Origin of the sequence: Stenotrophomonas sp. ASS1 (assembly GCF_004346925.1) — a bacterium.
Taxonomy (GTDB): Bacteria; Pseudomonadota; Gammaproteobacteria; order Xanthomonadales; family Xanthomonadaceae; genus Stenotrophomonas; species Stenotrophomonas maltophilia_A.
The window spans coordinates 2064685-2089087 of the sequence record NZ_CP031167.1; the positions used below are offsets into that span (position 1 = coordinate 2064685).

At 65.9% G+C, this 24403-nt stretch carries 15 protein-coding genes; 9 read left to right on the forward strand and 6 right to left on the reverse strand.

Going from position 1 to position 24403, the window contains the following annotated elements; genetic code table 11:
* Nucleotides 1-17: 17 nt before the first annotated feature.
* The 5 genes from MG068_RS09785 to MG068_RS09805 all read left to right on the forward strand — a co-directional run bounded on the left by MG068_RS09785 (nucleotide 18) and on the right by MG068_RS09805 (nucleotide 9110).
* Complete coding sequence (locus tag MG068_RS09785) at nucleotides 18-1403, forward strand: NAD-dependent succinate-semialdehyde dehydrogenase (protein WP_132810042.1); 1386 nt, start codon at nucleotides 18-20, stop codon at nucleotides 1401-1403.
* Nucleotides 1404-1466: 63 nt separating this feature from the next.
* Nucleotides 1467-3107, forward strand: coding sequence for an acetolactate synthase large subunit (locus tag MG068_RS09790; RefSeq protein WP_132810043.1), 1641 nt, complete (start codon nucleotides 1467-1469; stop codon nucleotides 3105-3107).
* Nucleotides 3108-3528: 421 nt separating this feature from the next.
* Nucleotides 3529-5040 carry a lysine--tRNA ligase gene (lysS, locus tag MG068_RS09795; RefSeq protein ID WP_049424637.1) on the forward strand — a complete coding sequence of 504 codons (1512 nt, stop codon included), beginning with the start codon at nucleotides 3529-3531 and terminating at the stop codon, nucleotides 5038-5040.
* A 205-nt stretch (nucleotides 5041-5245) separates the two neighbouring features.
* Complete coding sequence (gene rpfG, locus MG068_RS09800; RefSeq protein ID WP_006364528.1) at nucleotides 5246-6385, forward strand: cyclic di-GMP phosphodiesterase response regulator RpfG; 1140 nt, start codon at nucleotides 5246-5248, stop codon at nucleotides 6383-6385.
* 1 nt (nucleotide 6386) lies between these two features.
* Nucleotides 6387-9110, forward strand: a complete 2724-nt coding sequence (locus MG068_RS09805; RefSeq protein WP_132810044.1) for a response regulator — start codon at nucleotides 6387-6389, stop codon at nucleotides 9108-9110.
* A gap of 12 nt (nucleotides 9111-9122) precedes the next feature.
* Here MG068_RS09805 and rpfF read toward each other — a convergent pair whose 3' ends face one another.
* The 5 genes from rpfF to betI all read right to left on the reverse strand — a co-directional run bounded on the left by rpfF (nucleotide 9123) and on the right by betI (nucleotide 15976).
* A complete protein-coding gene (gene rpfF, locus MG068_RS09810; protein ID WP_012480080.1) occupies nucleotides 9123-9992 on the reverse strand; it encodes a diffusible signal factor synthase RpfF in 870 nt (289 codons plus the stop codon).
* Between the two features lie 199 nt (nucleotides 9993-10191).
* Nucleotides 10192-11868: a long-chain fatty acid--CoA ligase gene (locus tag MG068_RS09815; RefSeq protein ID WP_032129834.1), complete on the reverse strand. Its 1677-nt coding sequence runs from the start codon at nucleotides 11866-11868 to the stop codon at nucleotides 10192-10194.
* Between the two features lie 222 nt (nucleotides 11869-12090).
* Complete coding sequence (betA, locus tag MG068_RS09820; RefSeq protein WP_014037074.1) at nucleotides 12091-13773, reverse strand: choline dehydrogenase; 1683 nt, start codon at nucleotides 13771-13773, stop codon at nucleotides 12091-12093.
* A 101-nt stretch (nucleotides 13774-13874) separates the two neighbouring features.
* On the reverse strand, nucleotides 13875-15347 hold the full coding sequence (betB, locus tag MG068_RS09825; protein WP_071229326.1) for a betaine-aldehyde dehydrogenase: 1473 nt from the start codon (nucleotides 15345-15347) through the stop codon (nucleotides 13875-13877).
* Between the two features lie 38 nt (nucleotides 15348-15385).
* A complete protein-coding gene (gene betI, locus MG068_RS09830) occupies nucleotides 15386-15976 on the reverse strand; it encodes a transcriptional regulator BetI (RefSeq protein ID WP_005416394.1) in 591 nt (196 codons plus the stop codon).
* 170 nt (nucleotides 15977-16146) lie between these two features.
* Between betI and MG068_RS09835 the strand changes: the two genes are divergently transcribed.
* A complete protein-coding gene (locus MG068_RS09835; RefSeq protein ID WP_032129837.1) occupies nucleotides 16147-17697 on the forward strand; it encodes a BCCT family transporter in 1551 nt (516 codons plus the stop codon).
* A gap of 340 nt (nucleotides 17698-18037) precedes the next feature.
* Here the strand turns inward: MG068_RS09835 and acnA are convergent, their stop codons facing one another.
* Nucleotides 18038-20791: an aconitate hydratase AcnA gene (gene acnA / locus MG068_RS09840; RefSeq protein WP_132810045.1), complete on the reverse strand. Its 2754-nt coding sequence runs from the start codon at nucleotides 20789-20791 to the stop codon at nucleotides 18038-18040.
* A gap of 302 nt (nucleotides 20792-21093) precedes the next feature.
* Between acnA and MG068_RS09845 the strand changes: the two genes are divergently transcribed.
* Genes MG068_RS09845 through acnB form a run of 3 tightly spaced genes read left to right on the forward strand, consistent with a single transcriptional unit; the run spans nucleotide 21094 to nucleotide 24355 of the window.
* The gene (locus MG068_RS09845; protein ID WP_005409505.1) at nucleotides 21094-21318 is read left to right on the forward strand and encodes an AbrB/MazE/SpoVT family DNA-binding domain-containing protein; all 225 of its coding nucleotides are present in this window, start codon (nucleotides 21094-21096) and stop codon (nucleotides 21316-21318) included.
* Between the two features lie 6 nt (nucleotides 21319-21324).
* Nucleotides 21325-21723 (forward strand): type II toxin-antitoxin system VapC family toxin, encoded by a 399-nt coding sequence (locus MG068_RS09850; RefSeq protein WP_008267153.1) that lies wholly within the window; start codon nucleotides 21325-21327, stop codon nucleotides 21721-21723.
* Between the two features lie 40 nt (nucleotides 21724-21763).
* Nucleotides 21764-24355 (forward strand): bifunctional aconitate hydratase 2/2-methylisocitrate dehydratase, encoded by a 2592-nt coding sequence (gene acnB / locus MG068_RS09855; protein ID WP_071229329.1) that lies wholly within the window; start codon nucleotides 21764-21766, stop codon nucleotides 24353-24355.
* The last annotated feature ends 48 nt before the right edge of the window (nucleotides 24356-24403 follow it).

The window sequence follows — 24403 nt, forward strand, 5'->3', positions numbered from 1 at the left end:
GACACCAGGAGACCTGCATGTCCGCTGCCCCCACCACCGCCATTTCCCGCGATCCGGCTACCGGCCTCCAGATCGCCAGCCATCCCTTCGCCACCGATGCCGAGCTGGATGCGATCCTCGATCGTGGCCAGGCTGGCTTCGCTGCCTGGAGCGCCAGCAGCCTCGAACAGCGAGCGCAGGTGTTGCGCGCGATGGCGGGCGTACTGCGCCGTGACCGCGACAAGCTGGCTGCGCTGGCCACCGCCGAGATGGGCAAGGTGCAGGCCGAATCGCTGGCCGAGATCGAGAAGTGTGCCGTGCTGTGCGACTGGTACGCCGACCACGGTGCGCAGTTCCTGCGCGACGAACCGACCCAGGTGCCTGACGACAAGGCTTACGTGTCCTACCTGCCGCTGGGCGTGGTGCTGGGCATCATGCCGTGGAACTTCCCGTACTGGCAGGTGATGCGCGCGGCGGTGCCGATCCTGATGGGCGGCAACGGCTTCCTGCTGAAGCCGGCCGAGAACATCGTCGGTACCGCGCAGCTGCTCGACGCCGCCTGGCGCGATGCCGGCTTGCCGGAGGGCACCTTCATCGCGGCCAACATCAGCCGCGAGGGCACCAGCCGCGCGATCGCCGATGACCGCATCGCGGCGGTGACCCTGACCGGCAGTGTGGCCGCCGGTCGCAGCATTGCTGCCCAGGCCGGGAAGGCGCTGAAGAAGGTGGTGCTGGAACTGGGCGGTTCCGATCCGTTCATCGTCCTGGCCGATGCCGATCTTGATGCGGCCGTCGATGCGGCGGTGGCCTCGCGCTTCCAGAACACCGGGCAGGTCTGCATCGCCGGCAAGCGCATCATCGTCGAAGACGCGGTCTACGATCGTTTCGTGGCGCAGTTCTGCCAGAAGGTGCAGGCACTGACCATTGGCGACGGCCGCGACCCGGCGAACCGCATCGGCCCGATGGCGCGCCAGGATCTGCTGGAGCAGCTCGACGCGCAGGTACGTGCTTCGGTCGACGCCGGTGCGCAGCTGCTGGTCGGCGGGCACCAGCTGGATCGTCCGGGTGCGTTCTATGCACCCACCGTGCTGGCCGGGGTTGAGCCGGGCATGCAGGCCTTCGACACCGAAACGTTCGGGCCGGTGGCCTCGATCAGCCGCGCCCGCGACGCCGACCATGCGGTGGAACTGGCCAACCAGAGCGAGTTCGGCCTCAGCGGCAACCTGTGGAGTGGCGACCGCGCCCGTGCGATGCAGCTGGCGCGCCGGCTGCAGACCGGCGGCGTGTTCGTCAACGGTTTCTCCGCCTCTGACCCGCGCGTGCCGATCGGTGGCGTGAAGAAGAGCGGCTTCGGCCGTGAGCTCTCGCACTTCGGCATCCGCGAATTCGTCAACGCGCAGACGGTGTGGTTCGACAAGCGTTGACGCGCAGCTTCCATCCTTCCTGCAACGATCCATCATCAGTCCAGCGAAAAGGACGGCATTCCAATGTCCAAGGGTTCAGATCTGCTCGTCGCCGCGCTTGAGAACGAAGGCGTCGAGCGTATTTTCGGTATTCCCGGCGAAGAGAATCTCGACGTGGTCGAGTCGCTGCGCCATTCCAGCATCGAGCTGGTCATCACCCGCCACGAACAGGCGGCCGTGTTCATGGCGGCGACTTATGGCCGGCTGACCGGCAAGCCGGGTGTGTGCCTGGCCACGCTCGGCCCGGGCGCGCTCAACTTCACCACCGGCGCCGCCTACGCGCTGCTGGGTGCGTGGCCGGTGATCATGATCACCGGCCAAAAGGGCATCGTCGCCAGCAAGCAGGCGCGTTTCCAGATCGTCGACATCGTCAGCACCATGAAGCCGCTGACCAAGCAGGCGCGACAGATCGTCTCGGCGCGCACCATACCGACCATCGTCCGCGAGGCATTCCGTACCGCGCTGGAAGAGCGCCCGGGCCCGGTGCTGCTGGAGCTGCCCGAAGACATCGCGGCCGATGAGGTCGGGGAGGTGGCGCTGATTCCGCCGCACGCGGTGGATCGTCCCATTGCCAGTCCGGAAGCACTGGACCGCGCGGCGGAGATCATCCGCAACGCCAGGCGCCCGCTGCTGATGATCGCCTCGGCGGCGTCGCGGCCGCAGTCCAGCGAAGCGCTGTCGGCGTTCGTGCTGCGTGCCGGCATTCCGTTCTTCACCACGCAGATGGGCAAGGGTGCGGTGGCCGGTGGTTCGGGCCTGTACATGGGCACCGCCGCGCTGACCGAGCGCGACTACGTGCACATGGCGATCGACCAGGCCGACGTGATCGTGACGATCGGCCACGAGGTCACCGAGAAGCCGCCGTTCGTGATGCGCCCGGGTGGGCCGACCGTGATCCATATCGGCTATTCGCAGGCGGCGGTGGAGCAGGTGTACTTCCCGCAGGTGGAAGTGATCGGTGATATCGGCCGTTCGCTGACCCAGTTGGCCGACCGTATCGAAGGTGCAGTGCCGAACGCCGACGCGCTGCTGCCGCTGCGCGCGACCATTCTGGAACACTTGGCTGACCGAGCCGAGGAAGCTGGATTCACCCCGCAGCGGCTGGTGCACGACGTGCGCCAGGTGATGCCGCCGGACGGCATCGTGGCGCTGGACAACGGCATGTACAAGATCTGGTTTGCGCGCAATTACCGCACCCAGGTGGCCAATACGCTGCTGCTGGACAACGCGCTGGCGACGATGGGCGCGGGCCTGCCGTCGGCGATCATGGCCTCGATCCTGTACCCGCAGCGGAGGGTGTTAGCGGTGTGCGGCGATGGCGGTTTCATGATGAACAGCCAGGAGCTGGAGACCGCGCGTCGGCTGGGCCTGAACCTGGTGGTGCTGATCCTCAACGACGGCGCCTACGGGATGATCCGCTGGAAGCAGGCGGTGGATGGCTTCACCGACTACGGCATGACGTTCAGTAACCCGGATTTCGTGAAGTATGCGGAAGCCTATGGCTGCAAGGGGCATGAGGTGACGGCCATCGAGCAGTTCATCCCCACGCTGGAGGCGGCGTTCAACGAGGGTGGGGTGCACCTGGTATCGGTGCCGATCGACTACTCGGAGAACCAGCGGGTGCTGGTGGACGAGCTGCGGCAGGCGTTCCCCGGGAACGGTTGACGCCTACCGGGGCATCGGTTCCCCGGAATCCCGTAGGTGTCGACCTTGGTCGACACGCGGACCGCCAACCAAGGTTGGCGGCTACCAGAGTGGCGGGCAGCGGACCTGGTAGGTGTCGACCTTGGTCGACACGATGGAGCGCCAACCAAGGTTGGCGGCTACCAGAGCGGCGGGCAGCGGACTTGGTATGTGTCGACCTTGGTCGACACGATGGAGCGCCAACCAAGGTTGGCGGCTACCAGAGCGGCGGGCAGTGGGCCTGGTAGGTGTCGACCTTGGTCGACACACGGACCGCCAACCAAGGTTGGCGACGACCAGGCGGGGGCCCGGCCCAGGGCTGGGGCGGGGCGGTTTTGGTATGCTGGGCAACCGGCTGTGCCGGGCGCAACATCCCCCCTCACTACACGATTCCCGCAGATCCATGAGCGAAGCTACCGATACCCCCCCCGTTGACGAAAACAAGTTGATCGCCGAGCGCCGCGAGAAACTCAAAACGCTGCGTGGGCAGGGCATCGCGTACCCGAACGATTTCCGTCGCGAGGACTTCGCCGGCCGCCTGCAGGAAGAATTCGCCGACGCCGAGCAGTGGACCGCCGAGGCCCTGGAAGGCAACGGCCGCCAGGTGAAGATGGCGGGCCGCCTGATGGCAAAGCGCATCATGGGCAAGGCCAGTTTCGCGCAGATCCAGGACGAGTCCGGCCGCATCCAGCTGTTCCTGCAGGGCACGGTGCTGGGCGATGCCTACACCGCCTTCAAGGGCTGGGACGTGGGCGACATCATCGCCGTCGAAGGCGGCCTGACCCGTACCAAGACCGGCGAGCTGTCGGTCAAGGCCGAATCGATCCGCTTGCTGACCAAGTCGCTGCGCCCGCTGCCGGACAAGTGGCATGGCCTGGCCGACGTCGAGCAGCGCTACCGCCAGCGCTATGTCGACCTGATCGTGACCCCGGAGTCGCGCGCGGTGTTCATCAAGCGCTCGAAGATCATCCGCGCCATGCGCGCGTGGCTGGACAACCGCGACTTCCTGGAAGTCGAAACGCCGATGATGCATTACATCCCCGGCGGCGCGGCGGCCAAGCCGTTCACCACCCACCACAATGCGCTGGACCTGGACCTGTACCTGCGCGTGGCGCCGGAGCTGTACCTCAAGCGCCTGACCGTGGGTGGCCTGGAGCGCGTCTACGAGATCAACCGCAACTTCCGCAATGAAGGCGTCAGCACCCGCCACAACCCGGAATTCACCATGATGGAGCTGTACGAGGCCTATGCCACGTACAACGAGATCATGGACCTGACCGAAGGCGTGATCCGTGACGTGGCCAGGACGGTCAATGGCGGCACCGAGGTGGAGTGGGATGGCGCGAAGATCGACCTGGGCCCGGCGTTCCGCCGCTGGCGCATGGACGAGGCGGTCCGCCACCACAACCCGGAAATCTCTGCTGCCGACTGCACCGACCGCGATGCACTGCTGCGCCATTGCGAGCGCTTGAAGATCCGCGTCAAGCCGTCCTACGGCTGGGGCAAGCTGCTGCTGGAGATCTTCGAGGCCACGGTCGAGCACACCCTGATCCAGCCGACCTTCATCACCGACCATCCGGTGGAGGTCTCGCCGCTGGCCCGTGCCAACGACAACGATCCGGGCTACACCGACCGCTTCGAGCTGTTCGTCAACGGCAAGGAGCTGGCCAATGGCTTCTCCGAGCTGAACGACCCGGAAGACCAGGCCCAGCGTTTCCAGGCCCAGGTGGCGGCGAAGGAAGGCGGCGATGACGAGGCCATGCACTACGACGCCGACTACATCCGTGCGCTGGAGTACGGCATGGCACCGACCGGCGGCCTCGGCATCGGCGTCGATCGCCTGGTGATGCTGCTGACCGGCAGCAGTTCGATCCGTGACGTGCTGCTGTTCCCCTACATGCGTCCGGAGCAGTAAGTCGTCTTTTTGACTCCTGTTTGTGCGCGCCGTCGCGAAATGAGACGGCGCGATTGACGCCTCCCGCACTCGGCGTATCGTTAATGCACTACCTTGACGTCTGTTGTGGCTTGATCGGCGCCAGGGGGAGTGCGCATTGTGGAGAGTCCGCTTCACAATGTGATGACGATCATGAACCGGGACGCATGACACGGGAGTCAGGCCGATGCAGGGTGCGAGCGTTCGCAGCGGCAGGGTATCCTCGCCTGCTGATGATCCAGCATGGTCGAGAAACCAGGCAGAGTACGCGTTGAACATCGTCATTGTTGACGACCAGACGTCCGCCCGGACGATGCTGCGTCACGTCATCGAAGATATCGCGCCGGAACTGAGCGTGTATGACTTCGGTGATCCGCTGACCGCATTGGCCTGGTGCGAGGCGCATCCGGTCGACCTGCTGCTGCTCGATTACCGCATGCCGGAAATGGACGGGCTGGAGTTCGCCCGCCGTTTCCGTCGCCTGCCCAAGCATCGTGACATTCCGGTGATCCTGATCACCGTAGTCGGCGACGAGCCGATCCGTCAGGCGGCGCTGGAAGCGGGGGTTATCGACTTCCTGGTCAAGCCCATCCGTCCGCGCGAACTGCGCGCGCGCTGCTACAACCTGTTGCAGCTGCGCCAGCAGACCGAGAACGTGAAGCAACGCGCGTTGTCGCTGGAGCAGCGCTTGCTGGCCAGCATGCACGAGGTCGAGGAACGCGAGCGTGAGACCCTGTCGCGGTTGGCGCGGGCGATCGAGTTCCGTGATGCCGGCACCAGTGCCTACCTTGAACGCATGGCGCGCGTGGCAGGGCTGATCGCCGAGCAGCTGGGCCTGCCCGAAGACGACGTGCGCCTGATCGAGATGGCCGCGCCGCTGCATGACATGGGCAAGATCGCCATTCCCGATGCAGTGCTGCTCAAGCAGGGCAAGCTCAACGACGAGGAGCTGGCGATCATGCGCCGGCACCCACGCATCGGCCATGAGCTGCTCAGTGGCAGCCAGAACCGCTTCATCCAGGTCGGCGCATTGATCGCGCTGCGCCACCACGAACGTTACGACGGCAGCGGCTACCCGGATGGGCTGGTCGGTGAGGCGATTCCGCTGGAAGCGCGCATCGTCGCCGTGGCCGACGTCTTCGACGCACTCATCTCACCCCGTCCGTACAAGGAAGCATGGACCATGGAAGCCACACTGGCCTATCTGTATGCCCAGCGTGGCCGCCTGTTCGATCCACGCTGCGTGGATGCGCTGATGCGCGGCCACCAGCAGTTGATGGATATCTGCGCCCAGCACTCGACGGCATCGACGCGACCGGGTGGGTGACATGCAGGACCTGTTCGCACGCGTGAGGCGTCGGCTGGCGCAGCGTCCGGATTCGGAACATGGCCAGGCGATCGTGCGGGTGGTGCTGATCTCGCTGATCCTGGTCTATGTGCTGCTGTCCGGTGCGCGCCTGCACCGTCTGGAGCAGTACCAGGGCGTGCTCGCGACGGTACTGACCGGATTGGGACTTTCGCTGCTGCTGTTCGGTTGGCTGCTGTGGAAGCCGGAGCGCTCCGATCCGCGGCGGGTGGCGGGAATGCTGGCCGATTACGGCCTGATCGCGGTCGGCATGATCCAGATGGGTGAGCCGCTGGCGTGGGTGTATGCGGTGGTGATGTGGGTCACGGTGGGCAACGGCCTGCGCTTCGGGCCGCGTTACCTGGCCGCTGCCATCGTGCTGGCGATGGTCAGTTTCGGCACCACCGTGCTGTTGACCCCTTACTGGCAGGCCAACCTGGGGCTGGCCATTTCCCTGTGGTTGGGGTTGCTGGCAGTACCGTTGTGCTGCTCTTCCCTGCTGCGCCGAAGGATGCGACATCCGACCATGGATACGACTCCCGCCGCTGGCTCCGACAAGCGCTCGCTGCTGGCACGCATCAAGCAACGCCTGTCCGGGCGCGAGGACAGCGAGCACGCGCAGAACCTGATCCGCATCATCATCACGGCGCTGTTCATCAGCTATCTCGGCTGGCGCTCGCTGAGCGGCGGCGGTGAGGCACTGACTGCGACGTGGCTGATCCTCGCCTTCGAGCTGACCATTTCCGCCGGCCTGCTGACCGCGATCCTGGTCAATCCGGGTGTGTCGCATGTGCGCCGGGTGATCGGCATGCTGACCGACTACACCTGCATGGCCTGGATCATGACCATCCAGGGTGAGCCGGCGGCACCGCTGTATGCAGTGATGCTGTGGGTCACGATCGGCAACGGCATGCGCTACGGCAGCACCTACCTGCGCGTGGCCACGGCCATGGGCTGCCTGGCCTTCCTGTGCACGGTGATGCTGTCGCCGTACTGGCGCGGCCACGACTATCTGGGCTGGGGCCTGCTGCTCGGCCTGGGCGCGATTCCGCTGTACTTCGATTCGCTGCTGCATGCCTTGACCCGGGCGGTGGCAGAGGCGCGCCAGGCCAACGAAGCCAAGAGCCGTTTCCTGGCCAACATGAGCCATGAGTTCCGCACGCCGTTGAACGGGCTGGCCGGCATGACCGAAGTGCTGGCCACCACCCGCCTGGACGACGAACAGCGCGAGTGCCTGAACACCATCCAGGCCTCGACCCGCAGCCTGTTGGCGCTGGTGGAAGAGGTGCTGGACATCTCCGCGATCGAAGCCGGCAAGGTGCGCGTGGAGTGGCACGAGTTCGCGCTGGCCGACGTGCTGCAGGCGATCAACCTGATCCTGACCCCGCAGACCCGCTCCAAATCGCTGGACTATCGCGTGCAGGTGGATGACAACGTGCCGCCGCGCCTGCTGGGTGATGCCGGTCATCTGCAGCAGATCCTGCTCAATCTGATGGGTAACGCGGTCAAGTTCACCGACAGCGGCTACGTGCATCTGCGCGTGTCCAGCCCCGATGCGCTGGGCAGCGAGCGGATGCGCCTGCGATTCGAGATCGTCGATACCGGCATCGGCGTGCCGGTGGCGTTGCGCGGACGCCTGTTCAATGCCTTCGAGCAGGGCGATGTCGGCCTGGCCCGGCGCCATGAAGGCACCGGTCTGGGCACCGCCATTGCCAAGGGCCTGGTCGAGTCGATGGGCGGGCAGGTCGGCTATGCGCCGAACAGCCCGCGAGGCAGCGTGTTCTGGGTCGAGATCACGCTGGACGTCGCAGACACCTCATCAGCCCCGGCGGTTCCGTCCGAGGTGACTGAAGCCGGCAATGTCATCGCGTTTTCCAACCCCTTCCTGCGCCATCGTGCACGGGTGCGGAGCCTGCGGGTTCTGGTCGCCGACGACCACGAGGCCAACCGCATGGTGCTGCAGCGGCTGCTGGAGAAGGCCGGCCACAAGGTCACCTGCGTCAACGGCGGCGCCGAAGTGCTCGATGCGCTGGAGCAGGCCAGTTACGACGCAGCGATCGTCGACCTGCACATGCCCGGCATGAGCGGACTGGATCTGCTCAAGCAGTTGCGGGTGATGCAGGCCAGCGGCATGCCTTACGTTCCGGTCATGGTGCTGAGCGCAGACGTCACCCCCGAGTCCATCCTGCGTTGCGAGCAGGCCGGCGCTCGCGCCTTCCTTGCCAAGCCCGTGGTGGCCACCCGCCTGCTGGAAGTGCTGGCCGATGTCGCCGCCAACACCCGCGCCGAACCCGGCATCCAGTCGGTGCCTGCATTGCCGGTCGGCGATGGCGTGCTCGATACCGCGGTGCTGGACGAGCTGGCGTCGCTGGGCATGGGCGATGGCTTCGAACGCAAGTTCATCGACCAGTGCCTGGCGGACGTCGACGCGAGCATGGGCCAGCTGCAGGGCTGCGGCGAGCGCCAGGCCTGGGAGGATTTCCGCGAGCACGCACACGCGCTGCGCGGGGTGGCGAGCAACCTGGGGCTTGTCCAGGTTGCCGCCTCCAGTGGCGAAATCATGCGCATGGCGGACTGGCAGCTGAAGGGTGAATGGAACGCCCGCCTCGGCAGCCTGGCGACCGCCCTGCGCAACGGCAGGAATGCGTTGGCTGCCCGTAGTGCGGGAGCATCGCACCGCGACGACAGCGAGCGCAGCCCGTCCTGACCCGCCAGACGGTCAGGCCGGGTCGCCATTGCGCCGGGCCTGCGCCCGTACCAGCCGATCCATGGTGCGCAGGGACTTCTCGCCGAGCTGCATGGCGGTGTCCACCCAGATCTCGGTGATCCGCATCATTTCATGCAGCGGCACCATGGTGGCGATCTCGTTGACCTCACGCATCGCCGCCCACGCGTGCGGAATGCGCCGGCTTTCCTTGATCACCTGTTCGACCGCGGCAACGCCTTCGCCCACCGGCACCACGATGTCGACCAGGCCCATCTCCTTCAGCTGGCTGGCGGTGTAGAGGTTGCCTTCCAGCATGATCTTCTCGGCCAGGCGCGGGCTGATCCGCTGGCACAGGAAGGAGTAGGCGCCCATGCCCGGGAACAGGTCGAACAGCACCTCGGGCAGGCCCATCAGCACGCCTTCCTCGGCGACGATGGTGTGGCAGCTCAGTGCGGCCTCGAAGCCGCCACCCAGTGCATTGCCCTGGACCAGGGCGATGCTGTGGGCACGGGTGCCCAGGCCGGCATGGAAGGCATGCACGCCGCGCACGCAGCGTTGGGCATAGTCGAGCAGGCGGGCACGGTCGCCCTCGCGGATCAGGCGGCAGAACAGTTCGAGATCGCCACCCAGGTTGAACACGTCGCTGTCCGAGGCAAGAACGACATGGGGTGACAGAGCGTGCGAGGCGCTGAGGCGATCGCCCAGTTCGCGCTGGTAGTCGACGATGTCATCGACCAGGCGCGAGGCGAAGCACGGCCGGCCCGGCTGGTTGACCAGGTTGGCGTGCATGTGGATCCAGTAGACATCCCGCTCGGGTTCTTCGGTGATACGCAGGGTAGGGTGCTGCGAGGGACGGGTGATGATGGGGCGTACTGCGGACATGGGAGTTCTCCGTGTGACCGTCCGGCCAACCGCAGAGCGGACGGAGAGGAGTGAGGGGGCGGGCTGAACGTGCGGCGGCGACTGATTCTATGCACCCGTCGTGAACCGCCCGCAAGCGCTGTACCGGCCATGTTCCGGTAATAAAAAGACCCCGCCGTCTCCGGCGGGGTCCCTGCACTCTCCCGTTGCCCGGAAACCCTTACTGGGCGGGCGTATCACGCAGCTCGCGACGGAGAATCTTGCCGACGTTGGTCTTCGGCAGCTCCTTTCGGAATTCTACGATTCTGGGGTGCTTGTAACCGGTCAGGTTTGCCCGCGCATGTTCCTTGACCATTTCCGCGGTCAGGTTCGGGTCCTTCTTCACGATCACGACCTTGACCACTTCGCCGGACTTTTCGTCCGGGACACCGACGGCGGCGACTTCCAGCACGCCCGGCATCATCGCGATGACGTCTTCGACCTCATTCGGGTACACGTTGAAGCCGGACACCAAGATCATGTCCTTCTTGCGGTCGACGATGTAGAAGAAGCCCTGTTCGTCCATCTTCGCCATGTCGCCGGTGTGCAGCCAGCCGTCCGCATCGATGGCGGTGGCGGTTTCTTCCGGACGCTGCCAGTAGCCCTTCATTACCTGCGGGCCCTTGATGCACAGCTCGCCCACTTCGCCCAGCGCCAGGATGTTGCCGTTGTCGTCTTTGATGCAGGCATCGGTGGACGGGATCGGCAGGCCGATGGCACCGTTGTACTCGGGCAGGGTGAGCGGATTGATGCAGGCCGCGGGCGAGGTCTCGGTCAGGCCATAGGCTTCGACCAGGGTCACGCCGGTGACCTTCTTCCAGCGTTCGGCCACGGCACGTTGCACCGCCATGCCGCCGCCCAGGGTGAACTTGACCGAAGAGAAGTCGATCTCGTCGAAGCCCGGGGTGTTGAGCAGGCCGTTGAACAGCGTGTTGACGCCGGTGATGGCAGTGAAGCGGGTGCCCTTGAGCTCCTTGACGAAGCCCTTCATGTCGCGTGGGTTGGTGATCAGGTGGTTGCAGCCACCGAACTTCATGAAGACCAGCCCGTTCGCGGTCAACGCGAAGATGTGGTACAGCGGCAGGGCAGTGATGATCACTTCCTTGCCCGGCTCGATGCCCGAGGTGGACAGCCACGCCGACGCCTGCTGCATGTTGGCGATCAGGTTGCGGTTGGTCAGCATCGCACCCTTGGCCACGCCGGTGGTCCCACCGGTGTACTGCAGGAAGGCAATGTCGTCGTGGTCGATCTCGACCGGCGGAAGCGCGTGGCGGCTGCCCAGCTTGAGCGCCTGCTTGAAGCGGACGGCGCCCTTGATGTGGTAGTTGGGCACCATCTTCTTGATGTACTTCAGCACGAAGTTGACGATCGCGCCCTTGGCGCCGAGCAGGTCGCCCAGGCCGGTGGTGACCACGTGCTTGACCGGCGTATCGGCGATGACCTGTTCGACGGTGTCGCCGAAGTTGTCGACCACCACCAGGGCGCTGACGCCGGCATCAACCAGCTGGTGCTTGAGTTCGCGCGCGGTGTACAGCGGGTTGACGTTGACCACGGTCAGGCCGGCGCGCAGCACGCCGAAGGTGGCCACCGGGTACTGCAGGCAGTTGGGCATCATCAGGGCGACGCGGTCACCCTTCTTGAGCTTGAGCTCACCCAGCAGGTAGGCGGCGAACTGGGTGACCAGCGCGTCCGTCTCACCATAGGTGAGGACCTTGCCGAAGCTGGAGTAGGCGGGACGGTCGCGGAATTTCGCGACGGAAGCGTCGAAGACCGAGGCGACCGAATGGAATTCGTTGACGTCGATTTCGGCGGGAACGCCTTTCGGATAGCTCTGCAGCCAGGGACGATCCAGACTCATATTCCCCCTCCAGGAATCGTGATGTTTTAGGTTACGGCCCTGAGCGTATCCACAATGGCCGTTCATTGCAGCATACCCCGCCGTAGGGAAAACGCGAAGAGGCCCCGAAGGGCCTCTTTGCTTGGTAATGCCGGCCGCTGGCCGGCATCTGCGCTCGATCGGGATTCCGGTGGATGCCGGCCAGCGGCCGGCAGTACCGTGGCCCCAAGCGGGGCGCTTGCGTCAGCCCTGCTTGCGTACCGGTGCGCCGTTGGCCTTGTAGTACGGCGCGGTGCTGCGGGCCAGCGGAGTGCGGCCACGGATCACGTCGGCCAGCTTCTCGGCCATCATGATGGTTGGTGCGTTGAGGTTGCCGGTCACCACCTGCGGCATGATCGAGGCATCGACGATGCGCAGGCCTTCCAGCCCGTGCACGCGGCCCTGGCCGTCGACCACCGCCATCGGGTCATCGGCATGGCCCATCTTGTTCGAGCACGACGGGTGGTAGGCGGTCTCGGCATGCTCGCGGACGAACGCATCGATCTGCGCATCGGTCTGCAGTGCGCTGCCCGGCGAGATCTCGCGGCCGCTGTACGGAGCCAGTGCCGGCTGCGCGAAGATCTCGCGGGTGATCCGGATCGCCGCGCGGAACTCGCGCCAGTCCTGGTCGTGCGACATGTAGTTGAACAGGATGCTCGGATGTTCGCGCGGATCCTTCGAACGCACGTGGATGCGGCCGCGGCTGGGCGAGCGCATCGAACCGACGTGCATCTGGAAGCTGTGTGCCTTGATCGGGTTGGAGCCGTTGTAATTGATCGCCACCGGCAGGAAGTGATACTGCAGGTTCGGCCAGTCGAACTCGGCGTCGCTGCGGATGAAGCCACCGGCCTCGAACTGGTTGCTGGCGCCGATGCCGGTGCCCAGGAACAGCCACTCGGCACCGATTGCCGGCTGGTTGTACAGCTTCAGTGCCGGCGCCAGCGAGACCGGCTTCTTGCACTCGTACTGCAGGTACATCTCCAGGTGATCCTGCAGGTTGGCGCCGACGCCCGGCAGGTGGTGCACCAGGTCGATGTCCAGGCTGCGCAGCAGATCGGCCGGGCCGACGCCCGAGCGCTGCAGGATCTGCGGCGAGGCGATGGCGCCGCCACACAGCAGCACTTCGCGGCGGGCGGTGGCACGCTGCGGCTGGTCGTTGTGCAGCCACTGCACGCCCACCGCACGCTTGCCCGAGAACAGGATGCGGTCGGTCAGCGCGTGGGTGACGATGGTCAGGTTCGGGCGCGGCTTGGCCAGGTCCAGGTAGCCGCGGGCGGTGCTGGAACGACGGCCCTTCGGGGTCACCGTGCGGTCCATCGGGCCGAAGCCTTCCTGCTGGTAGCCGTTGAGGTCGTCGGTGCGCGGGTAGCCGGCCTGCACGCCGGCCTCGACCATCGCGGCGAACAGCTCGTTGTTGCCGGCCTTCGGCGTGGTCACCCGCAGCGGGCCTTCGCCACCGTGGTAGTCGTTGGGGCCGATGTCACGGGTTTCGGCCTTGCGGAAGTACGGCAGGCAGTCCAGGTAGGTCCAGTCTTCCAGGCCCGGCATGCTGGCCCAGTTGTCGTAGTCCATCGCGTTGCCGCGGATGTAGCACATGCCGTTGATCAGCGACGAGCCACCCAGCCCCTTGCCACGGCCGCAGTCCATGCGGCGGTTGTTCATGAAGGGCTCGGGATCGGTCTTGTACGCCCAGTTGTAGCGCTTGCCCTGCAGCGGGAAGGCCAGCGCCGCCGGCATCTGGGTACGGAAGTCGAGCCGGTAGTCCGGGCCACCGGCTTCCAGCAGCAGCACGCTGACATCGGCATCTTCGGTGAGGCGGGTGGCCAGCACGTTGCCGGCCGAACCGGCGCCGATGATGATGTAGTCGTACTCGTTATGGGTGCTCATGGGTGTCTCCTGCAGGCCGGGGCGCGCTGCGTGCAGGCGTCCCGGCGGAATGTCGGATCGGCGCAGTGGCCGGACGAAGGTGCGCGCTCGCGGCGCGCCGATCAGAACACGCTGGCGTAGTCGCCCAGTTCCACCTGCACAGACTTGATGCGGGTGTAGTGGCCGAGGGTGGAAATGCCGTTCTCACGGCCGACGCCGGATTCCTTGTAGCCGCCGACCGGCATTTCGGCCGGCGATTCGCCCCAGGTGTTGATCCAGCAGATGCCGGCTTCCAGGCGGTGGATGATGCGATGGGCGCGGCTGATGTCCTTGCTGACCACGCCGGCGGCGAGGCCGAAGGTGGTGTCGTTGGCACGACGCACCACTTCGTCTTCGTCGTCGTAGGCAAGGATGCTCATCACCGGCCCGAAGATCTCTTCCTTGACGATGGTCATGTCATCGCGGCAGTCGGAGAACACGGTCGGCAGCACGTAGGCGCCATTGGCCAGCGCGCCTTCGGTGGCACGGCCGCCGCCGGTCAGCAGGCGAGCGCCTTCGGCCTTGCCGCTTTCGATGTAGCGCAGCACGTTTTCCATGTGCGGGAAGCTGGTCAGCGGACCGAAGTTGGTCTCGGCGGCCATCGGGTCGCCGATGCGGATGCGCTTGACGCGCTCGACCACGGCGGCTTCGAACGCGGCCAGCATGCTGCGCGGCACGAACACGCGGGTGCCGTTGGTGCAGACCTGGCCGGAGCTGAAGAAGTTGGCCATCACCGCGATGTCGGCGGCGCGGTCGAGGTCGGCGTCATCGCAGATCACCAGCGGCGACTTGCCGCCCAGCTCCATGGTCACTTCCTTCAGCGACGAGGATGCGGCGCTGGCCATGACCTTCTTGCCGGTGGCGACGCCGCCGGTGAAGGAGATCTTCTCGATCACCGGGTGCTCGGTCAGCCACTGGCCGATCTCGCGGCCCGGGCCCTGCACGACGTTGAACACGCCGGCCGGCACACCGGCTTCGGTGTAGATCTCGGCCAGGCGGATCGCGGTCAGCGGGGTCACTTCGGACGGCTTGAACACCATCGCATTGCCGGCGGCCAGGGCCGGGGCCGACTTCCACATGGCGATCTGGATCGGGTAGTTCCAGGCGCCGATGCCGGCGACCACGCCCAGCGGCTCGCGGCGGGTGTAGAAGAAGCTCGATTCGCGCAGCGGCAGCTGGATGCCTTCGATGGCGGTGGCCAGGCCGGCGTAGTACTCGACCACGTCGGCACCGGTGACGATGTCCACGGTGGTGGTTTCGGCCAGTGCCTTGCCGGTGTCCAGGGTTTCCAGGTGGGCCAGTTCGTCGTTGCGCTCGCGCAGGATCTCGACGGCGCGGCGCAGGATGCGCGAACGCTCCATGGCAGTCATCGCCGCCCACACCTTCTGGCCTTCGGCCGCGCTCTGCACGGCGCGTTCGACGTCGGCCTGGCTGGCGACCTGCACTTCAGCGATCACGTCACCGGTGGCCGGGTTCACGGTCTTGAAGGTCTTGCCGCTGGTGGCATCGACGCGCTGGCCGTGGATGTAGAGCTGTTGGACGGGCAGGGTGGTCATGGGGCGTACTCCTTGGAAGGGGGCGGGTGCTGAAGCGCTTATAGCGCGACAGCCTGCAACTGGAAGTCGATGTAGCCGTAAGCAATGCGCCGGGACTTCTCGGCGTTGAACTGGCCGCCGACCAGGCTGCCGCGCAGCCACAGGCCGTCGATCATCGCGGCCAGGCCACGGGCGGCCAGGCGGGCCTGCGGGTGGGGCAGCAGGCGGTTGAACTGGTGGCACAGGTTGGAGAACAGGCGCTGGTCGTTGGCGCGCTGCAGCCGGGCCAGTTCCGGCTGGTGCATGCTGGCGGCCCAGAAGGTCAGCCAGACGCGCATCGCGGTGCCGTTGATCTGGCTGTCGTCGAAGTTGCCGTCGACGATGGCGCGCAGCTGCTCGCGCGGGTCATCGCCAGCGTCGGCACGGTAGCGGGCGACCGCGTCCTTCAGTTCACGCAGGATCTGCCGCATTGCAGCATTGAGCAGGCCGTCCTTGTCGCCGAAGTAGTGGGCGACGATGCCGCTGGACAGCCCTGCTTTCTTCGCGATGGTGGCGACGGTCGCATCGGCCATGCCGATCTCGTCGATGGTCTGGAAAGTGGCCCGGATCAGCTGCTCGCGCCGTACCGGTTCCACGCCTTTCTTCGGCATTGTCTCTCCACGGATTGCGACCCGAAGGATCGGGCTGCCCGCCATTATGCTTTTTATTGATTGAACGTTCAATCAATAAACCCTAGGATGCGCTCGCGCCCCACGCCATGGGCCCGGTTTACCGGTCCGGCCCCGCCCATGTGCCCCCTCGGACTTGATGAGACGACCCCATGTCTTCCCTGGCTCATCCCAAGCGTTCGCCCCTGCGCTTGAACCGTTTTGTCTTCTTCAGCTCTTCGGTGTCGATCGGCATCCTCGGGCTGCTCACCGTTCTTTATCCCGAAAGCAGCGAGCACTGGCTGCAGTGGGCGCAGGCCGAAGTCTCGGCGGCGTTCGGCTGGTGGTACATGCTGCTGATCGTGCTGTGCCTGGGCTTCGTGCTGTGGCTGGCGTTCTCACCGTATGGCCGCATCCGCCTGGGCCACAACGAGGAATCACCGGCGTTCGGTTACGTGGCCTGGGTGTCGATGCTGTTCTCGGCCGGCATCGGCATCGCGCTGCTGTACTACGGCGCCTACGAGCCGCTGGACCACTTCCTCAATCCGCCCGGGCAGCCCGGCGGGACCGTGGCCGCCGGCCGCGAGGCGATGGTGCTGACCTTCCTGCACTGGGGCCTGCACGGCTGGGCGCTGTATGCGCTGGTCGGCGTGGCGCTGGGCTATTTCGCCTACCGCCGCGACCTGCCGCTGGCGCTGCGCTCGGCGCTGTACCCGATCTTCGGTGAGCGCATCCATGGCCGCATCGGCGACATGGTCGATGGCTTCGGCATCCTTGCCACGCTGATCTCGATGGTGACCAACCTCGGCATCGGCGCGCTGGTGGTGCAGTCCGGCCTGGTCTACCTGTTCCACATCCCGGATACGCCGCAGGTGCTGGTGGCAATCGTGCTGGTGATGATGGTGGTGGCCACCATCGGCGTGGTGGCGGGTGTGGAGAAGGGCATTGCCTGGCTCTCCAACCTCAACGTGCGCCTGCTGTGCGGCCTGCTGCTGTTCGTGCTGGTCACCGGCCCGACCCTGCACCTGTTCGATGGTCTGATCCAGAACACCGGCGATTATCTCGGCGCATTCGTGCGCAAGAGCTTCGACATGTACCTCAACGACCCGAAGGGCCGTGAGTGGATGGGCTCGTGGACGCTGTTCTACTGGGCGTGGTGGATCGCCTGGGCGCCGTTCGTCGGTCTTTTCGTGGCGCGCATCTCGCGTGGTCGCACCATCCGCGAAGTGATCATGGGCGTGCTGCTGATCCCGCTCGGCTTCACCCTGGCCTGGCTGTCGATCTTCGGCAACACCGCCATCGACCTGGTGCTCAACCACGGCCAGGCGATCCTGGGGGACGTGGCCCAGCATGATGCGGCGATGACGCTGTTCAAGCTGCTGGAGTACCTGCCCGCCGCGCCGTACGTGGCCGGCGCCGCAGTGGTCATCGGCTTCGTGCTGTTCCTGACTCCGGTCGATTCGGGCACGCTGATGATCGCCAACCTGTGCACCCGTCGCGTTGACGACGGCGTGGAGGATGGCCACGACGCGCCGATCTGGCTGCGCGTGTTCTGGGCGGCCGGCATCACCGTGGCCAGCGTCGGCCTGCTGCTGGCCGGCAACTTCAGTGCGATGCAGACCGCGGTGGTGCTGTGCGGCCTGCCGTTCTCGTTCACCCTGGCGTTCTACATGTGGGGCCTGCTGAAGGCCCTGCGCACCGACCCGGACGCCCCGCGGCGGTGATCGGGCACCTGGCATCTATCCCGATGCCGTCGGTGACGCAGTAGAGCCAGGCCATGCCTGGCTGCGGAGAAACAGGAAGGGCCGGATCTGTGAGGATCCGGCCCTTCTTCTTGTTGTAGAGCCGAGCCATGCTCGGCTGATGCTGTGGCAATGTAGCCGAGCGCAGGCTCGGCTCTACAGGTGACGCGTTACTTGCTGGCCAGCTGGCGCAGTACGTACTGCAGGAGGCCGCCGTGGTGGGCGAGGAGGCGCGCTTGCGAACCACTGGTTCGCGCGTCCCCGCAGCGCCCCCGCGCTGGCGCGGGGGCCGGGCTTCCGCCCTTTGATACTGCAGGACGGTTCAGCGACCTGCCAACTGGCGCAGTACGTACTGCAGCAGGCCGCCGTGGCGGAAGTACTCGACTTCCTTCGGGGTCAGCAGCATCACCGAGACTTCGAAGGTCTTCCTGGTGCCGTCGGCCTTGGTCGCGGTGACCGTAGCGCGCTTGCTGGCACCGTCCTGCAGGCCGGTGATGTCGATCACTTCCGAACCGTCCAGGCCCAGGCTCTGTGCGTTCTCGCCGTTGCGGAACTGCAGCGGCAGCACGCCCATGCCGACCAGGTTGGAGCGGTGGATGCGCTCGAAGCTCTCGGCCACGACCGCCTTCACCCCCAGCAGCAGGGTGCCCTTGGCCGCCCAGTCACGCGACGAGCCGGTGCCGTATTCCTTGCCGGCCAACACCACCAGCGGCACCTTGTCAGCCTTGTACTTCATGGCTGCATCGTAGATCGCCAGCTTCTCCGGCTGGCCGCCGCCGGCCGGGTAGTACAGGGTGTTGCCGCCTTCCTCGCCACCGAACATCAGGTTCTTGATGCGGATGTTGGCGAACGTGCCGCGGACCATCACGTCATCGTTGCCGCGGCGGCTGCCGTAGCTGTTGAAGTCGGCCGGCTGCACGCCGCGTTCCTGCAGGAAGCGGCCTGCCGGCGAGTCCTTCTTGATGTTGCCGGCCGGGGAGATGTGGTCGGTGGTGATCGAATCACCGAACAGGCCCATCACGCGTGCACCGTGCACATCGTCGATGCTGCCGGTCTGCATGGTCATGCCATCGAAGTACGGCGGGTTCTTGATGTAGGTAGAGGCATCGCTCCACTCGTACAGGTTGCCGTCCGGAGAATCGATGGTGTTCCAGCGGGTATCACCCTTGAACACATCGGCGTAGTTCTGCTTGAACATCTCCGGGCCGATGGTGGCGGCGATGACGTCGCCGATTTCCTTGTTGCTCGGCCAGATGTCGCGCAGGAACACCGGCTGGCCATCGCTGCCGGTGCCCAGCGGCTGGGTGGTCAGGTCGATGTCGGTGGTGCCGGCGATGGCATAGGCCACCACCAGCGGCGGGCTGGCCAGGTAGTTCATCTTCACTTCGGGGTGCACGCGGCCCTCGAAGTTGCGGTTGCCGGACAGTACCGAGGTGACGACCAGGTCGCCGGTGGCGATGCCGGCGCTGACTTCGGTCGGCAGCGGGCCGGAGTTGCCGATGCAGGTGGTGCAGCCGTAGCCGACCACGTAGAAGCCGATCTTCTCCAGCTCCTTCAGTACACCGGCCTTTTCCAGGTAGTCGGTGACCACACGCGAACCCGGCCCGAGCGAGGTCTTGACCCACGGCTGGCGGTTCAGGCCCTTGGCGGCCGCATTGCGGGCCAGCAGGCCGGCGCCGATCATCACCGCCGGGTTGGAGGTGTTGGTGCACGAGGTGATGGCCGCGATGACCACCGCGCCGTCCTTCAGGCGGACCTTGCGGCCTTCGGTTTCGATGTCGGCGTAGCCCTTGGCCAGCTGCTCGTTGCCGACCGCGGCACCGCCGCCTTCGTTGACGAACGAGGAGACATCGTCGCTGCGCTTGTCACGGTTGGCGGTCATGCCGACCAGGGCTTCGCGGTAGTTCTTCTGCACGTCTTCCAGCAGCACGCGGTCCTGCGGGCGCTTCGGGCCGGCCAGCGACGGCTTCACCGTGCCCATGTCCAGTTCCAGCGTGGTGCTGTACTGCGCGTGCGGGCTGCCCGGTTCGTGCCACAGGCCCTGCGCCTTGGCATAGGCTTCGACCAGATCGATCTGCTCTTCGCTGCGGCCGGACAGGCGCAGGTAGTTCAGCGACTCGGCGTCGATCGGGAAGATGCCGCAGGTGGCGCCGTATTCCGGCGCCATGTTGCCGATGGTGGCACGGTCGGCCAGCGGCAGGTGCTGCAGGCCGTCACCGTAGAACTCGACGAACTTGCCGACCACGCCCAGCTTGCGCAGCATCTGGGTGACGGTCAGCACCAGGTCGGTGGCGGTGGCGCCCTCGGGCAGCTTGCCGGTCAGCTTGAAGCCGACCACCTGCGGGATCAGCATCGACGACGGCTGGCCGAGCATGGCCGCCTCCGCTTCGATGCCGCCCACGCCCCAGCCCAGCACACCGATGCCGTTGATCATGGTGGTGTGGCTGTCAGTACCGAACACCGTGTCCGGATACGCAATGGCCTTGCCGTCCTTGTCCGCGGTCATCACCACGCGGGCCAGGTTCTCCAGGTTCACCTGGTGGACGATGCCGGTGTTCGGCGGCACTACCTTGAAGTTATCGAAGGCCTTCTGGCCCCAGCGCAGGAAGCCGTAGCGTTCCTGGTTGCGCTGGAATTCGATCTTGCCGTTGAGGTCCAGTGCGTCCGGCTTGCCGAACACATCGACCTGCACCGAGTGGTCGATGACCAGTTCGGAGGGAATCTGCGGGTTGATCTGCTCAGGCGAGCCGCCGAGCTTGACCACCGCGTCGCGCATCGCGGCGAGGTCGACCACGCAGGGCACGCCGGTGAAGTCCTGCAGGACCACGCGCGCCGGCATGAAGGCGATTTCGGTGTCCGGCTCGGCCGCCGGGTTCCAGCGGGCCACGGCTTCGATGTGGTCCTTGCCGACGGTGATGCCGCCGTCCTCGTGCCGGAGCAGGTTCTCCAGCAGGATCTTCATCGAGTAGGGCAGGTGGGAGATATCGAAGCGCTGGCCCAGCGTGGGCAGGCTGAAGTAGTCGTAGGTCTTGCCGCCGACGTTCAGCTGGCTGCGGGTGGAGAACGAATCGCTCATGCGGGGTAACTCCTTCTTGCGGATGGCTTGCAGTGGCCCGCGCATGGGCGGACCTGCTTGCGGTCGCCGCAGGCCTGACGGCCCCGGTGGTTCCAGTATGAACCCGAAACTGAATGGATTCACCCGGGCCGGGTTCCGGCCTGCGGCATCGGTTCCAGACTACAGGGGAAGGTGTATGGCGTGTGTCACGTTTGTGGCCGATCCTTTGCGAGGCAAGGGCTGGCGGGGTGCCGGTCCTGTTCAGGGTGGAAGTATGCCCGGGGAAGTATGTATAATTTGTGCATACTCTGGAGGGCCTACCGATGGAAGCCACTGTTGCAGAACGCGGACAGATCACCCTGCCCAAGGCGGTGCGTGATGCCCTCGGCCTGACCAAGGGCACGCTGCTGAAGGTCGAGCTGGACGGCAGCCGCATCATCCTGCGCAAGAGTGTTGACGATGCCATTTCACGGGCGCGCGGCAAGTTCGCGCTGGACGGTTTCGAATCGTCCGACGCAGCGGTACGTGCGGTGCGTGACGAGGAATAAGCCGTGATGATCGCCGTCGACTCTCCGGTGCTGGTCGAGCTGCTCAGCAATGGCCCGCAGGCCGATGCCGTGGAAGCCATCCTCAGGCAGAGCCTGGTCGGTGGCCGCGTGGTGGTCTGCGGCGCGACCCTGGCCGAAGTCTGCGCATCGCTGCGTGGCGGTGCCGAGGTGCTCGAAGCGCTGGAAGAAATGGGCGTGCACTTCAACCCGATGGAAGCCAAGTCGGCGCTGCGCGCCGGCGAGATGCACCGCCGCCACCGCCAGCGCAGCGGCAGCCGCCGCAGCCTGGACGAATTCATGGTCGGCGCCCACGCACTGCTGCAGTGCGATGGCCTGATCACCTGGAACGACACGTTTTACCGCGACTACTTCAAGGGCCTGAAGCTGATCGTGCCGCAAGCCTGAGCCCACTTTTTTTCAACCTACGCATTACCCGGGAGTTGTCATGTTGGAAGCCTACCGCCACCACGTCGCCGAGCGCGCTGCGCTTGGCATCCCGCCGCTGCCGCTGAGCGCGCAGCAGACGGCCGATGTCATCGAACTGCTGAAGAACCCGCCGCAGGGCGAGGCCGAGTTCCTGCTCGACCTGCTGACCCACCGCGTGCCGGCCGGCGTCGATGACGCGGCCAAGGTCAAGGCCTCGTACCTGGCGGCGATCGCCCTGGGCAGCGAGCAGAACCCGCTGATCAGCCGCGAGCGCGCCACTGAACTGCTGGGCACCATGCTCGGCGGCTACAACGTTGCCCCGCTGGTGCAGCTGCTGGACGACGCCAGCGTCGGCACCATCGCCGCCAACGGTCTGAAGAAGACCCTGCTGGTGTTCGATGCCTTCCACGATGTGCAGGAAAAGGCCAAGGCCGGCAACGCCAACGCCCAGGCCGTGCTGCAGAGCTGGGCCGACGCCGAGTGGTTCACCAGCAACCCGGAAGTGCCGCAGAGCCTGACCGTCACCGTGTTCAAGGTGCCGGGCGAAACCAACACCGACGACCTGTCGCCGGCGCCGGACGCGACCACCCGCCCGGACATCCCGATGCACGCCCTGGCGATGCTGAAGAACAAGCGCGACGACGCGCCGTTCACCCCGGAAGAAGACGGCAAGCGCGGCCCGATCCAGCAGATCCTGTCGCTGAAAAACAAGGGTCACCTGGTCGCCTACGTTGGCGACGTGGTCGGCACCGGTTCCTCGCGCAAGTCGGCCACCAACAGCGTGCTGTGGTGGACCGGCGATGACATTCCGTTCATCCCGAACAAGCGCGCCGGTGGCGTCTGCCTGGGTTCGAAGATCGCCCCGATCTTCTACAACACCATGGAAGATGCCGGTGCACTGCCGATCGAGCTGGACGTGTCGAAGATGGAGCACGGCGATGTGGTCGAGCTGCGTCCGTACGAAGGCAAGGCGCTGAAGAACGGTGAAGTGATCGCCGAGTTCCAGGTCAAGTCCGAAGTGCTGTTCGACGAAGTGCGCGCCGGTGGCCGCATTCCGCTGATCATCGGCCGTGGCCTGACCGGCAAGGCGCGTGAAGCGCTGGGCCTGGCCCCGACCGACCTGTTCCGCCTGCCGGTGCAGCCGGTCGATACCGGCAAGGGCTTCTCGCTGGCGCAGAAGATGGTCGGCCGCGCCTGTGGCCTGCCGGAAGGCCAGGGCATGCGCCCGGGCACCTACTGCGAACCGAAGATGACCTCGGTCGGCTCGCAGGACACCACCGGCCCGATGACCCGTGACGAGCTGAAGGACCTGGCCTGCCTGGGCTTCTCGGCCGACCTGGTGATGCAGTCGTTCTGCCACACCGCCGCTTACCCGAAGCCGGTGGACGTGAAGACCCACCACACCCTGCCGGAGTTCATCTCCACCCGTGGCGGCGTCTCGCTGCGCCCCGGCGACGGCGTGATCCACAGCTGGCTCAACCGCATGCTGCTGCCGGACACCGTCGGCACCGGTGGTGACTCGCACACCCGTTTCCCGGTGGGCATTTCGTTCCCGGCCGGTTCGGGCCTGGTCGCCTTCGCCGCTGCCACCGGCGTGATGCCGCTGGACATGCCGGAGTCGGTGCTGGTGCGCTTCAAGGGCAAGATGCAGCCGGGCGTGACCCTGCGTGACCTGGTCAACGCGATCCCGCTGTACGCGATCAAGTCGGGCCTGCTGACCGTGGCCAAGGCTGGCAAGAAGAACATCTTCTCCGGTCGCATCCTGGAAATCGAAGGCCTGCCGGAGCTGAAGGTCGAACAGGCGTTCGAGCTTTCCGACGCCTCGGCCGAGCGTTCGGCGGCCGGTTGCTCGGTGCGCCTGAACAAGGAACCGATCATCGAGTACCTCAACAGCAACATCACCCTGCTGAAGTGGATGATTGCCGAGGGTTACCAGGATCCGCGTTCGCTGCAGCGCCGTATCGAGAAGATGGAAGCGTGGCTGGCCAACCCGGAGCTGCTGGAGCCGGATGCCGACGCCGAATACGCTGCCGTCATCGAGATCGACCTGGCCGACATCCACGAGCCGATCGTGGCCTGCCCGAACGACCCGGACGACGTGAAGACCCTGTCCGAAGTGGCCGGCGCCAAGATCGACGAAGTGTTCATCGGTTCGTGCATGACCAACATCGGTCACTTCCGCGCCGCTGCCAAGCTGCTGGAAGGCAAGCGTGACCTGCCGACCCGCCTGTGGGTGGCCCCGCCGACCAAGATGGATGCCTCGGAGCTGACCAAGGAAGGCGTGTACGGCACCTTCGGCGCCACCGGTGCACGCATGGAAATGCCGGGCTGCTCGCTGTGCATGGGCAACCAGGCGCAGATCCGCGAGGGCTCCACCGCGATGTCGACCTCGACCCGCAACTTCCCGAACCGCCTGGGCCGCAACACCAACGTGTACCTGGGTTCGGCGGAACTGGCGGCGATCTGCTCGCGCCTGGGCCGCATCCCGACCAAGGAGGAGTACATGGCGGACATCGGCGTGATCAACGCCAATGGTGCGGAGATCTACCGCTACATGAACTTCGACCAGATCGAGGAATACCAGGACGTGGCCAAGACCGTCGCCGCCTGATGCGGTAACGAAAAGCCCCCGGCTCGCGCCGGGGGTTTTTTGTGAGCG